Genomic DNA, 12470 nt, shown 5'->3' on the forward strand with positions numbered 1-12470 from the left:
GGCCGATGTCCGAGGACGAGAACAAGAACAAGAACAACGAGCAGCACCGCCTGCGCAAGGAACTGCCGGACGAAGTCGCTCCCGAAGCGGCGGACGGCGCGGGCCACGCAGACGGCGCAGACGATGCAGAAACGCCGGCCGCGGAGACGAAGAAGCCGTCACTGACCGGACGCCAGCGGCTGGCCAAGGGGCTGTGGCCGCCGCGGGTCTCCCGTGCGCAACTCATCGTCGCCGTCCTGCTGTTCGTGCTCGGTCTGGGTCTGGCCATCCAGGTGCGGTCCAACAGCGACAGCAGCGCGCTGCGCGGCGCACGTCAGGAAGATCTCGTACGCATCCTCGATGAACTGGATGACCGTACTCAGCGTCTGGGAGATGAGAAGCAGCGTCTCGAGGGGCAGCGCACCGAGCTGGAGAACAGCTCGGACCAGGCCGAGGAGGCCCGCAAACAGACGGTCGAGAGGGAACGGCAACTCGGCATTCTGGCGGGCACCGTGGCGGCGCAGGGCCCCGGGATCACGCTGACGATCACCGACAAGAAGGGCGCGGTGCAGGCGGACATGCTGCTCGATGCGATCCAGGAGCTACGCGCGGCGGGCGCCGAGGCGATCCAGGTGAACGACGTCCGGGTCGTGGCCGACACCTATTTGACGGATGCGAGCGGAGGGAAGGTGAGTGTGGACGGTCACAAGATCGGCGAGCCTTTCGTCTTCAAGGTCATCGGCAAGCCGCAGGACCTGGAGCCGGCGCTCAACATCCCTGGTGGGGTGGTTCAGACTCTGGAGAAGGAGCAGGCCACCGTTACCGTGACGCAGGCGCAGAAGATCGTTGTGGATGCCTTGCGACCGGCGAAGCGGCCTGACTACGCTCAGTCGTCGTCCCAGTGAGGCGGGGGCACATGGGGGCGTTCAGGCCAGGGCATGACGTTGCGGGGGGTCGGCGCACCGTAAGTGGGGTGCGTGGTGGAAACTGTTTGGCGGATACGGACGTTGTGAGGATGTCTGTGTCGCCGATGTACGGCGGTGTGTGCAATCAGGGTTCGTCCTGCCCCACGGGCGGGTCTGTTTCGGTCAAGGGGAATCGCCCGTGAAGTTGTTTGCGAAGTTGTTCGGCAAGAGCGCACGTGAGGACAGCGGCAATGCCAATGCCACTGCCCGCCACCGTGCACCGCGCACCCAGGACGCGGAGGTGCAGGGCGCGGAGCGTCCGCTGTTCCGTGATCAGGTCGGTTCTCAGGGTGGTGACATTTCGGGCGGACAGGGCGCGTCGTCTGTTGACCCTGCCGCGTCCGGCCGCATAGGTTTCGGGGAACCGTCAACCTCAAGTGCGGGTGGAGGGTTTACCCCCGATCCGTATGCGTCCCATGCCCCCGCGGGGCAGCCGCGGCAGGAGGATCCGTCCATGTCGGCACTGGTGTGTACGAGGTGCGGAAACCGCAACGCCGAGGCGAGCCGGTTCTGCTCCAACTGTGGGGCGCCTCTGCGCGCCACGGCCGAGCGTCCGTCCGAGACGACCTCGACGATTTCCATTTCGGGCCTTGAGGCCTACGACGCCGAAGTCACCGGTCAGACGCTGTCGCCGGCGCTCTCCCCGGAGGCCCAGGCTGCCGTCGACGCCCTGCCGCTCGGCTCGGCGCTCCTGGTGGTGCGACGCGGTCCGAACTCGGGCAGCCGCTTCCTCCTCGACGGCGAACTGACCACGGCGGGACGGCACCCGCAGAGCGACATCTTCCTTGACGACGTGACCGTTTCGCGCCGCCACGTGGAGTTCCGTCGCGGTGCCGACGGTGCCTTCACCGTCAGCGACGTGGGCAGCCTCAACGGCACGTACGTCAATCGGGAGCGGATCGACGCGGTCACGCTGTCGAACGGCGACGAGGTGCAGATCGGCAAGTACCGGCTGGTCTTCTACGCGAGCCAGCGGGGCATCTGACCTGTCAGGAAGGTCCATGCTTCAAACACCGAAGGGCGGTGCCGGTCACGGCATCGCCCTCACGGACAGTCGGCTGATGAGCATCGGCACCGTGCTGAACGTGCTGCGCGACGAGTTCCCCGAAGTCACCATCTCCAAGATCAGGTTCCTGGAGTCGGAGGGGCTGATCGAGCCGCAGCGCACCCCCTCGGGGTACCGCAAGTTCAGTCCCGACGACGTCGAGCGACTTGCCCACGTACTGCGCATGCAGCGGGACCACTATTTGCCGCTGAAGGTCATCAAGGAGCAGCTCGACGCCCTGGAGCGGGGAGAAGCGATCACGCTGCCCTCTCCGGGTCTGTCGGGCGACGGCGAGGACGGCAGGGCCCCGGAGGGCGGCGAAGGGCCGACAGTGGCCCGTGTGGGCCGTGACGAGCTGCTTGCCGCCGCCGGCATCGGGTCTCCCGAGCTCGACGAGTGGGAGTCGTACGGCCTCATTGCGCCCCTGCCCGACGGCGGATACGACGCTGAGGCGGTCACCGTCGCCGAGCTGGTCATGGAACTGGGCCGCTTCGGGATCGAGCCGCGGCATCTGCGGGCGATGAAGGCCGCTGCCGATCGGGAGGCCGGTCTGGTCGAGCAGGTCGTCGCGCCGCTGCGACGGCACCGCAATCCCCAGACCAGGGCGCATGCGCAGGCCCGCGCGAAGGAGCTGGCGGGGCTGACGGTGAAGCTTCACGGCGCGCTTGTGCAGACCGCGCTCGGCGTGCGTCTGCCCTGATCCGAGGGGTGCTCGCGCGGTGTGCGTCCGGCGATCGACGGGTGCCCGACTACCCAAACCTGCCGGGCACGTCCTAGGGTTGCTGTGTGAACGAGCTCGACGTCGTAGGTGTCCGGGTCGAAATGCCCTCCAACCAACCGATCGTGCTCCTGCGTGAAGTGGGAGGCGACCGCTACCTCCCCATCTGGATCGGACCGGGGGAGGCGACGGCCATCGCCTTCGCACAGCAGGGCATGGCCCCCGCACGCCCGCTGACGCACGACCTTTTCAAGGACGTGCTGGAAGCGGTCGGGCAGGAGCTCACGGAAGTACGCATCACGGACCTGCGCGAAGGCGTCTTCTACGCGGAACTGGTGTTCTCGAGCGGGGTCGAGGTCAGTGCGCGCCCGTCGGACGCCATAGCGCTCGCGCTGCGCACCGGTACGCCGATCTACGGCAGTGACGGTGTGCTCGACGATGCCGGGATCGCGATCCCGGATGAGCAGGAGGACGAGGTGGAGAAGTTCCGCGAGTTCCTCGACCAGATCTCGCCCGAGGATTTCGGGACCAACAGTCAGTGACGCGAGCGGCCGTCGTCAGGCGGCCGCTGCCGCGCCGGGGGCCCGGCCGGACCATTCGGCTAGCCTTTCCCCGCGGTGAGGTACGGGAAACCACTCGTAGGGTGATTATCACTCGGCGTGCCGAGTGTGGCGATCGTTGACGCACCCCTGGTGACTGCCTACCGTCGAGAAGGCAGGTCAAAGAGGAGGTCGGCGTGAGAAGCAGCGGCGACGGTACGGCTGGGGGCGGCGGACACAGTCCGGCGGAGAGCGGCCCGTACTCGCTTCACGGCCACGCGGCCGATCACATTCCGCGTCGGCCGACGGTGTTGCCGGTGGTCGCTCAGAGAGATGACGACGCGACGCCCGAGCAGGTCGGATACCGGGGACCCACCGCGTGCGCGGCGGCCGGTATCACGTATCGGCAACTGGACTACTGGGCGAGGACCGGACTGGTCGAGCCGAGTGTGCGCCCGGCCCACGGGTCGGGGACCCAGCGGCTCTACAGCTTCCGGGACGTCGTCGTCCTGAAGATCGTGAAGCGGTTCCTGGACACCGGTGTCTCACTGCAGAACATCCGCACCACGGTGCAGCATCTGCGGGAGCGCGGCTTCAGCGATCTGGAGCGGCTGACCCTCATGAGCGACGGCGCCACGGTCTACGAGTGCAGCTCCCCTGCGGAGGTCCACGATCTGCTCCAGGGCGGTCAGGGAATCTTCGGTATCGCTGTCGGTGTGGTGTGGCGGGACGTCGAGAGCGCGCTGTCGCAGCTGCACGGGGAGCGCATCGACACCGGCGAGACGCTCCTCGGGAACAACCCGGCGGACGAGCTGGCGAGACGGCGCCACCGCGCGGTGTGAGCGGGGCCGATGCGTCAGCCGGGGCATTGTCAGTGCCGTAGGGCAGCATCGGACATGTGAGAACCGCGCCCACGATCCTGCATCTCGACATGGATGCCTTCTACGCCTCGGCGGAGCAGGCGTCGAAGCCGAGTCTGCGCGGGAAAGCCGTGGTCGTGGGCGGGATCGGGCCTCGTGGGGTGGTGGCCACCGCCTCGTACGAGGCCCGGGTGTTCGGGGTGCACTCGGCGATGCCGATAGGCCAGGCGCGCAGGCTCGCGCCCAATGCCGCGTATCTCGCGCCGCGCTTTCGGCTGTACCGGGAGGTCAGTGAGCAGGTGATGGGCCTGCTGCGGGAGTTGTCGCCGCTCGTGGAGCCGCTGAGCCTCGATGAGGCGTTCGTCGATCTGGAGGCCGGTGAGGCGGCCTGGGACGCCGCGTCGGCGCGGCTCGTCGGAGAGCGGCTGCGGGACGAGATCAAAGCCGTGACCGGCCTGACCGGGTCGGTGGGACTCGCGGCGTCGAAGATGCTGGCGAAGATCGCCTCCGAGGAGGCGAAGCCGGACGGTCTGATGCTGATCGTGCCCGGCACCGAGCGCGCCATGCTCGGGCCGATGTCGGTGCGCACGCTGCCCGGCGTGGGGCCGGCGACCGGGGACCATCTGAGACGTGCCGGGATCACCACGGTCGAGGAGATCGCCGAGGCGGGCGAGGACGAGCTCGTGCGGCTGCTGGGGAAGTCGCACGGGGCGTCGCTGTACGCCATGGCCCTCGCGCACGACGACCGGCCCGTGGTGGCCGAGCGTGACGCCAAGTCGGTGTCGGTCGAGGACACGTACGACGTGGACATCCATGACCGGGTGCGGGTGCGGACCGAGGTGCAGCGACTTGCGGAGCGGTGCGTGCAGCGGTTGCGGGGGGCGGAGCGGTCCGGGCGGACCGTGGTCCTCAAGGTGCGGCGCTACGACTTCTCCACGCTGACGAGATCCGAGACGCTGCGCGGGCCCACCGACGACTCCGCAGTGGTGCGGGAGGCGGCCGCTCGGCTCCTGGAGTCCGTGGATACGACGGGCGGGGTGCGACTGCTCGGCGTGGGGGTGACAGGCCTGGCCGACTACACGCAGGAGGACCTGTTCGCGCAGGCGCGCGCGCAGGCCGAGGCCGACGCACACGCGGCCGACGGGGAGCGTGAGGGCGAGGCGGAAGGGGCGGCTGGTGCTGGGGACGAGGGGCAGGCGGCTGCCGGAGAGGTCGTCGAGGCCGCGGACCGGCGCTGGGTGGCCGGGCATGACGTGCGGCACGAGCAGTTCGGGCACGGGTGGGTGCAGGGCAGCGGGCTCGGGCGGGTGACCGTGCGCTTCGAGACGCCGTACTCGGAACCGGGGCGGGTGCGCACGTTCCGGACCGATGACCCCGCGCTCGTAGGAGCAGAGCCGCTGCCGCTGGTGGAGGGCGGGGCCGGGCGCTGTGCGGCGCGGGAGCCGGATGCCGGGTCAGGTGTCGTCTGACGGAGGGCGGGCGATCTTGCCGAAGTCGCGGTCCTTGGGGGGCACGGGGTCGTCCGGGGCCGAGATGTCGAGACCGTAGTGGTGGTAGAGCTGGAGCTCCTGTTCGGGGGAGAGGTGACGGCCGACGCCGAAGTCGGGGGCGTCCCTGATCAGGGAGCGTTCGAAGGGGATGCGCAGGGTGCCCTCCACGAGCTCGCTCGGCTCCAGGGGGACGAAGGCGTCCCGGCTGAAGAGGCCTGTGCGTATCGCCGCCCACTCGGGGACGCCGGTCGCGTCGTCGAGGTAGACCTCGTCGACGGTCCCGATCTTGGCCCCGTTGCGGTCGAACGCCTTGCGGCCGATCAGGTTGCGCGGATCGACATCGGTCTGCACGGGGCCCTCCAGCTGCTCGCAACTCATCCGTAAGCACTACCAAAGTGCACATTGGGGAAGGCGGCCACTCGAGGTCGGGGGTGTTGTTGCCGCTGGTAGGCTGGCGATGGCTGCCGACCCCGTGCGGGAGAGTCCTCCGGATGACACCGGAGGCGCCGAAGGAGCAACTCCTCCCCGGAATCTCTCAGGCCCCTGTACCGCACGGACGAGGTCACTCTGGAAAGCAGGGCGGGCGTTCAGGCCTCCGCTCTCACCGACGGTGAAAGTCGTCATGCCCCTCGTGATGGGGGTGTGCCGGTGAAACTCTCAGGTTGAGATGACAGAGGGGGAGGCCGTCCGGGCACCCGCGCCGTGGTGCCCCTCGCAGGTCGCAATGACCAGGAGGCCTCCGCAATGACCGCCAACCGTATTCCGCTCTCCCATCTGGAGCAGGGAATCCCCTTCGAGCAGCGCCATATCGGTCCGGATGAAGCAGCGCAGGCCAAGATGCTCGCGCAGGTCGGGTACGGCTCGCTCGACGAGCTGACGGCGGCCGCGGTCCCGGACGTGATCAAGAGCGCCGAGGCGCTCGATCTTCCCGGGGCCCGCACCGAGGCCGAGGTGCTCGCAGAGCTCCGCTCCCTCGCCGACCGCAACCAGGTCCTCGACTCGATGGTCGGACTGGGCTACTACGGCACGTTCACGCCGCCCGTCATTCTGCGCAACGTCATGGAGAACCCGTCCTGGTACACGGCGTACACGCCCTACCAGCCGGAGATTTCGCAGGGCCGGCTCGAGGCGCTGCTCAACTTCCAGACGATGGTCGCCGAGCTCACCGGCCTGCCCACCTCGGGCGCCTCGCTGCTCGACGAGGGCACGGCCGCGGCCGAGGCCATGGCGCTGTCCCGGCGCATGGGCAAGGTCAAGAACGGCGCCTTCGTGGTCGACGCGGACGCGCTGCCGCAGACCATCGCCGTCATCCAGACGCGTGCCGAGCCGACCGGTGTCGAGGTCGTCGTCGCGGACCTGTCCGAGGGCATCCCGGCCGAGGTCGCCGAGCGCGGTGTCGTCGGCGTCCTGATCCAGTACCCGGGCGCCTCCGGTGCCGTCCGCGACATCAAGCCCGTCATCGAGCAGGCCCACGAGCTGGGCGCCGTCGTCACGGTCGCCGCCGATCTGCTCGCCCTCACGCTGCTGACCTCGCCCGGTGAGCTCGGCGCCGACATCGCCGTCGGTACGACCCAGCGCTTCGGCGTCCCCATGGGCTTCGGTGGTCCGCACGCCGGCTACATGGCCGTCCGCGAGAAGTTCGCGCGCAGCCTGCCCGGCCGCCTCGTGGGCGTCTCCGTCGACGCCGACGGCAACAAGGCGTACCGCCTCGCGCTGCAGACCCGTGAGCAGCACATCCGGCGCGAGAAGGCCACCAGCAACATCTGCACCGCTCAGGTGCTGCTCGCCGTCATGGCCGGCATGTACGCCGTCTACCACGGGCCCGACGGCCTCAAGGGCATCGCGCGGCGCACGCACCGGTTCGCGACGCTGCTCGCCGAGGGCCTCAAGGCCGGCGGCGTGGAGGTCGTGCACGGCGCGTACTTCGACACCCTGACCGTGAAGGCCGCGGGCCGGGCCGCCGACGTCGTGAGCGCCGCGCGCGAAGGTGGCGTCAACCTCCACCTCGTGGACGCCGACCATGTGTCGATCTCGTGCGACGAGACCACGACGCGTACCCAACTGGGCGCCGTCTGGACCGCGTTCGGTGTCGAGGCCGATGTCGACGCGCTCGACGCGGCGGCCGTGGACACGCTGCCCGCGGGCCTCCTGCGCGGCGACGACTACCTGACGCACCCCGTGTTCCACGCGCACCGCTCCGAGACCTCGATGCTGCGCTACCTGCGCAAGCTGGCCGACCGTGACTACGCGCTCGACCGCGGCATGATCCCGCTGGGCTCCTGCACGATGAAGCTCAACGCGACGACGGAGATGGAGCCGGTCACCTGGCCCGAGTTCGGCCAGCTGCACCCCTTCGCGCCCGCCGAGCAGGCGCAGGGCTACCTCACGCTCATCCGTGAGCTGGAGGAGCGCCTCGCGGAGGTCACCGGCTACGACAACGTGTCGCTCCAGCCGAACGCCGGTTCGCAGGGCGAGCTGGCCGGTCTGCTCGCCGTCCGCGGCTACCACCGCGCGAACGGCGACGACCAGCGCACCGTCTGCCTCATCCCGTCGTCCGCGCACGGCACGAACGCCGCGAGCGCCGTGATGGCCGGTATGAAGGTCGTCGTCGTGAAGACGGCCGACGACGGCGAGATCGACGTCGCGGACCTCCGCGCCAAGATCGAGCAGTACGCCGACGAGCTCTCCGTCCTGATGATCACCTACCCGTCCACGCACGGTGTGTTCGAGGAGCACGTCGCCGACATCTGCGCGCAGGTGCACGACGCCGGCGGTCAGGTGTACGTCGACGGCGCCAACCTGAACGCCCTGGTGGGCCTCGCCAAGCCGGGCCACTTCGGGGGCGACGTCTCCCACCTCAACCTGCACAAGACGTTCTGCATCCCGCACGGCGGCGGCGGCCCCGGCGTCGGCCCGGTCGGCGTCCGCGCGCACCTCGCGCCGTACCTGCCCAACCACCCGATGCAGCCCGCCGCCGGACCCGAGACCGGCGTCGGCCCGATCTCGGCGGCGCCGTGGGGCTCCGCGGGCATACTGCCGATCTCGTGGGCGTACGTGCGTCTCATGGGCGGCGAGGGCCTCAAGCGGGCCACGCAGGTCGCGGTGCTCAGCGCCAACTACATCGCCAAGCGGCTCGAGCCGCACTTCCCGGTGCTGTACACGGGTCCCGCCGGCCTGGTCGCGCACGAGTGCATCATCGATCTGCGCCCGATCTCGAAGGCGACCGGCGTCAGCGTCGACGACATCGCCAAGCGGCTCATCGACTACGGGTTCCACGCGCCGACCATGTCGTTCCCGGTTGCCGGGACGCTGATGATCGAGCCGACCGAGAGCGAGGACCTGACCGAGCTCGACCGGTTCTGCGAGGCGATGATCGCCATTCGCGGAGAGATCGAAAAGGTGGGTTCGGGCCGGTGGCCCGCCGAGGACAACCCGCTGCGCAACGCGCCGCACACCGCGGCCGCGCTCGGCGGCGAGTGGGAGCACGCGTACAGCCGCGAGGAGGCCGTCTTCCCCGCCGGTGTCGTGGCCGCCGACAAGTACTGGCCGCCGGTCCGCCGCATCGACCAGGCGTACGGCGACCGGAATCTCGTCTGCTCGTGCCCGCCCATGGACGCGTACGAGGACTGATACTCACGCTGACATGCGTCAGGGCCGGTTCCGGGGTTTCCCGGGGCCGGCCCTTTCGTACTGGGGACGCCGTCGGCGTCCGGATGCGCTCAGGCCGCGGTCATGACGTGCGCCGGGCGGTGCGGAGCGATGATCTGGCCGTCGGGCAGCAGCTCACCGGTGTCCTCGAAGAGCAGGACGCCGTTGCAGAGCAGACTCCAGCCCTGTTCGGGGTGGTGGGCCACAGGGAGCGCGGCCTCCCGGTCGGCGGAGTCTGCGGACGGGCACGGTGGCTGGTGCTGGCACATGGATGGGATCTTTCCCTGTGAAGTGATGTCGGTGATGGGTGCGATGTCGCTGTCTGTCCTGCGGCTCGAAGCGTTGTTCATGGCCGCCCCCCGTTTGTCGGTCGGTCCGGAACCCAGTGTTGCCCCACGGGCGTCAATCCGCAGGGATTTCGTCGCAGCGGTCCTCACTGGATGAGGACGCGTCACCCGTGCGGACGGTTCACCCCAACTGCACTGTCCCTTCGGGTGGTTCGGGGTGGCCTGACCGGGCTAGTCCGGACGGGCCCGCGAGAGCATGGCTGCGCCCCGCGACCGGTCGGCATCGGCAGCGGGGCGCGGGCGCGTCGGACGGCCCGGTCGCGTCAGGCGGGTGAGCCCAGAAGTGGCGCGGGGGTCAGTCGATGGGTGAGGACGGGCAGCAGTTCGGCGACCCGGTGGGGGCGATGGGCGGCGATACCGGGCGGCGCGGGCGCGAGTGGGACCAGGAGGTCACTGGCCGCGGGATGTCCCGTGGAGGCGTCGGCGTTGCAGTCCCCGTGCAGCCAGAGGGTGAGCATGTACAGCTCCGGGACCGAGAGCAGGCGCGGTTGGTAGGCCGCGGGCATGGACTCGGCCTGGCGCAGCGCGCGTTCGGTGGCCGCGACGTACGGGCCCTCGAAGAAGCGCGAGAACGCCCAGCCGTCGGCGGTCAGCATCGTGTCGGCGGCGGCGACCGCGCGCTCCCCGCACCGGATCAGGAACCGCCAGCCGGCGAGTCGGGTCGGCGAGGGGCCCGCGCTGCCCGTGACCCGGTCCAGTACGTGGACGGGCAACGGGAGTTCGGGGCTCGCCGGTCCTTGGGCGGAGCGCAGGGAAGGGGTGCGGGCCTCACGGACTGCGGTGGGGGAACCGAGGGCCGTGAGGACGGTGCGCAGGGCGGGCGCGGGAGCCGGAGGGACATGCAGCGGCATGGTGGGTCGCCTCTCATTCGACAGGCACGGTGGATCGAGGGCGTGGCGGGACGAGCGGACGGCGCTGTCTGCTGACCGGGCCAGAGGGGGCGGGGGCAGGTACCGCGAGCGCCAACTCTCTGCCTCGTTCGCGAAGTTTATACGACACGTGTTCACGCAGTGTTTCGGCTAGCCGTCGCGAAAATGCTCGGCAAGGCGTTATCCGGCCGCCGAGATGAGGGGAATCTCCCGATTTCCAGCGGGCTCGGGTCCGTGACCTCGTAATCTTCACGGCGAGCGGACGGCCGATTCTCGTCGGCGTTTATCACCAGGCTAGGTGGAATCGACTCTTCGACATGCTGCATGCCTAGTGAATGTGCCCCGTGACAACTGCTGCGAGCCTACTCGCCCGTGGCGGGGAGCGGGGCGTTATCGATCACATTGCCTGGGCATCATCCACCGTGAAACAGCGGCCGGGTGGCCGTGTCGTCCATGTAAGGAGGGACGCTTCCATGGGGGAGAAGGTCGTGGCGGGCGCGTTCGACCTGTCCGATCGGCGGCACTACCGCAGGAAGCTGCAGCAGTGCCTGGCGGGGCTCGCGAGGCTCCTGGAGGAGGAGAGGTTCGATCGTCCGAGGAATCTGATGGGTCTGGAGATAGAGTTGAATCTCGCGGGACCCGACGGCATGCCGAAAATGATGAATGCGCAAGTTCTCGAGCGCATCGCGAGCCGTGATTTCCAGACCGAACTCGGAATGTTCAATCTGGAAGTGAACATTGCCCCTCATCGATTGGAAGGCCGCGTTCTCGACCGGCTCGCCGAGGAGCTCAGGACCGGCCTCGCCTATGCCCACCGGAAAGCGAACGAGGTGGACGCCGGGATCGTGATGATCGGCATTCTCCCGACGCTCGTGCCCGATGATCTCGTCTCCGCGAACCTGTCGGACGTGGACCGCTACAGCCTCCTCAACGACCAGATGGTGGCCGCGCGCGGCGAGGACTTCGTGGTCGACATCGACGGGGTGGAGCACCTGCGCTGCAGCTCGGGGTCCATAGCGACCGAAGCGGCGTGCACCTCCGTGCAGTTGCACCTCCAGGTCACGCCCGCCCGCTTCGCCGACGTGTGGAACGCGGCGCAGGCCGTCGCGGCCGTGCAGGTCGCGGTCGGCGCCAACTCGCCGTTCCTGTTCGGACATGAGCTGTGGCGCGAATCGCGGCCGCCCCTGTTCCAGCAGTCGACCGACACCCGCCCGCCCGAGCTCCAGGCCCAAGGGGTCCGGCCACGCACCTGGTTCGGCGAGCGCTGGATCAGCAGCGCGTACGACCTCTTCGAGGAGAACCTGCGCTACTTCCCCCCGCTGCTGCCCCTGCGCGACGACGAGGAGCCGCTGCGCGTAATCGACGACGACGGAGTGCCGGCGCTCGGCGAGCTCGTCCTGCACAACGGCACCGTCTACCGCTGGAACCGGCCCGTGTACGGCATAGCCGACGGCAGGCCACACCTGCGCGTGGAGAATCGGGTCCTGCCCGCGGGCCCCACAGTCACCGACGTCATCGCGAACGTCGCCTTCTACTACGGCGTCGTACGCGCCCTGGCCGAGGACGCCCGCCCCGTCTGGACCCGCCTGCCCTTCGACGCGGCGGCCCGCAACTTCGACGAGGCCTGCCGGTACGGGATAGAGGCGCGCCTCGACTGGCCGCGCCGGGGCCGCTTCGGCGGGATCGAGAAGGTGGCCGCCGTCACTCTCGTACGGGACGAGCTGCTGCCGCTGGCCGCCGCCGGGCTCGACGCCTGGGGCATCGAGGCGGCCGACCGTGACTTCTACCTCGGAGTGATCGAGGAACGCTGCCGGCGGCGGGTCAACGGCGCCTCGTGGCAGGCGGCCACGTTCCACAGCGCGCTGGAGAGCGGCTTGGAGCGCGACGCGGCGCTCGCGGCGACCACACGGCGCTACTGCGAGCTGATGCACGCGGGCGACCCGGTGCACACGTGGCCGGTGGGGCTTCCGGCGCCGGCGGTGCAACTGGGCTGACCGGCGCGGCGGTTCC

General features: G+C 69.5%; 11 protein-coding genes and 1 riboswitch. Of the genes, 8 read left to right on the top strand and 3 right to left on the bottom strand.

Translation table 11 applies throughout. The annotated features are described in order from the left end of the window. The first annotated feature begins 5 nt into the window (after positions 1-5). From OG758_RS38380 to OG758_RS38405, 6 genes are all read left to right on the top strand, one after another. Complete coding sequence (locus OG758_RS38380; protein WP_326714072.1) at positions 6-884, top strand: DUF881 domain-containing protein; 879 nt, start codon at positions 6-8, stop codon at positions 882-884. Positions 885-1083: 199 nt separating this feature from the next. Then, positions 1084-1929, top strand: coding sequence for an FHA domain-containing protein (locus tag OG758_RS38385; protein ID WP_326714073.1), 846 nt, complete (start codon positions 1084-1086; stop codon positions 1927-1929). Positions 1930-1945: 16 nt separating this feature from the next. After that, positions 1946-2689 (top strand): transcriptional regulator FtsR, encoded by a 744-nt coding sequence (gene ftsR, locus OG758_RS38390; protein WP_326714074.1) that lies wholly within the window; start codon positions 1946-1948, stop codon positions 2687-2689. An 86-nt stretch (positions 2690-2775) separates the two neighbouring features. Then, positions 2776-3249, top strand: a complete 474-nt coding sequence (locus OG758_RS38395; RefSeq protein ID WP_100597640.1) for a bifunctional nuclease family protein — start codon at positions 2776-2778, stop codon at positions 3247-3249. Positions 3250-3443: 194 nt separating this feature from the next. Continuing rightward, positions 3444-4088, top strand: coding sequence for a MerR family transcriptional regulator (locus OG758_RS38400; protein ID WP_326714075.1), 645 nt, complete (start codon positions 3444-3446; stop codon positions 4086-4088). A gap of 56 nt (positions 4089-4144) precedes the next feature. Then, on the top strand, positions 4145-5575 hold the full coding sequence (locus tag OG758_RS38405) for a DNA polymerase IV (protein WP_326714076.1): 1431 nt from the start codon (positions 4145-4147) through the stop codon (positions 5573-5575). Here OG758_RS38405 and OG758_RS38410 read toward each other — a convergent pair. Beyond that, entirely contained in the window at positions 5561-5947 is a 387-nt protein-coding gene (locus tag OG758_RS38410) for a PRC-barrel domain-containing protein (protein WP_326714077.1), read from the bottom strand. The two genes, OG758_RS38405 and OG758_RS38410, sit on opposite strands and share 15 nt — an antisense overlap. Before the next feature lie 114 nt (positions 5948-6061). Further along, positions 6062-6157, top strand: a riboswitch (glycine riboswitch). Between the two features lie 183 nt (positions 6158-6340). Here OG758_RS38410 and gcvP point away from each other — a divergent pair. Beyond that, positions 6341-9226 (top strand): aminomethyl-transferring glycine dehydrogenase, encoded by a 2886-nt coding sequence (gene gcvP / locus OG758_RS38415; RefSeq protein ID WP_326714078.1) that lies wholly within the window; start codon positions 6341-6343, stop codon positions 9224-9226. Positions 9227-9315: 89 nt separating this feature from the next. Here the strand turns inward: gcvP and OG758_RS38420 are convergent, their stop codons facing one another. Continuing rightward, positions 9316-9513, bottom strand: a complete 198-nt coding sequence (locus OG758_RS38420; protein ID WP_326716172.1) for a DUF5999 family protein — start codon at positions 9511-9513, stop codon at positions 9316-9318. Between the two features lie 341 nt (positions 9514-9854). Then, positions 9855-10442, bottom strand: coding sequence for a hypothetical protein (locus tag OG758_RS38425; RefSeq protein ID WP_326714079.1), 588 nt, complete (start codon positions 10440-10442; stop codon positions 9855-9857). 491 nt (positions 10443-10933) lie between these two features. Here OG758_RS38425 and OG758_RS38430 point away from each other — a divergent pair, with 491 nt between their 5' ends. Next, positions 10934-12454 (top strand): glutamate-cysteine ligase family protein, encoded by a 1521-nt coding sequence (locus OG758_RS38430; protein ID WP_326714080.1) that lies wholly within the window; start codon positions 10934-10936, stop codon positions 12452-12454. Positions 12455-12470: the final 16 nt, after the last annotated feature.

The organism is Streptomyces sp. NBC_01474, from assembly GCF_035918215.1.
GTDB lineage: Bacteria > Actinomycetota > Actinomycetes > Streptomycetales > Streptomycetaceae > Streptomyces > Streptomyces aureus.

Coding starts and splice junctions, on each gene's coding strand:
- OG758_RS38380 (WP_326714072.1), top strand. CDS start 6: ATGTCCGAGGACGAGAACAAGAACAAGAACAACGAGCAGCACCGCCTG.
- ftsR (WP_326714074.1), top strand. CDS start 1,946: ATGCTTCAAACACCGAAGGGCGGTGCCGGTCACGGCATCGCCCTCACG.
- gcvP (WP_326714078.1), top strand. CDS start 6,341: ATGACCGCCAACCGTATTCCGCTCTCCCATCTGGAGCAGGGAATCCCC.
- OG758_RS38420 (WP_326716172.1), bottom strand. CDS start 9,513: ATGTGCCAGCACCAGCCACCGTGCCCGTCCGCAGACTCCGCCGACCGG.
- OG758_RS38425 (WP_326714079.1), bottom strand. CDS start 10,442: ATGCCGCTGCATGTCCCTCCGGCTCCCGCGCCCGCCCTGCGCACCGTC.
- OG758_RS38430 (WP_326714080.1), top strand. CDS start 10,934: ATGGGGGAGAAGGTCGTGGCGGGCGCGTTCGACCTGTCCGATCGGCGG.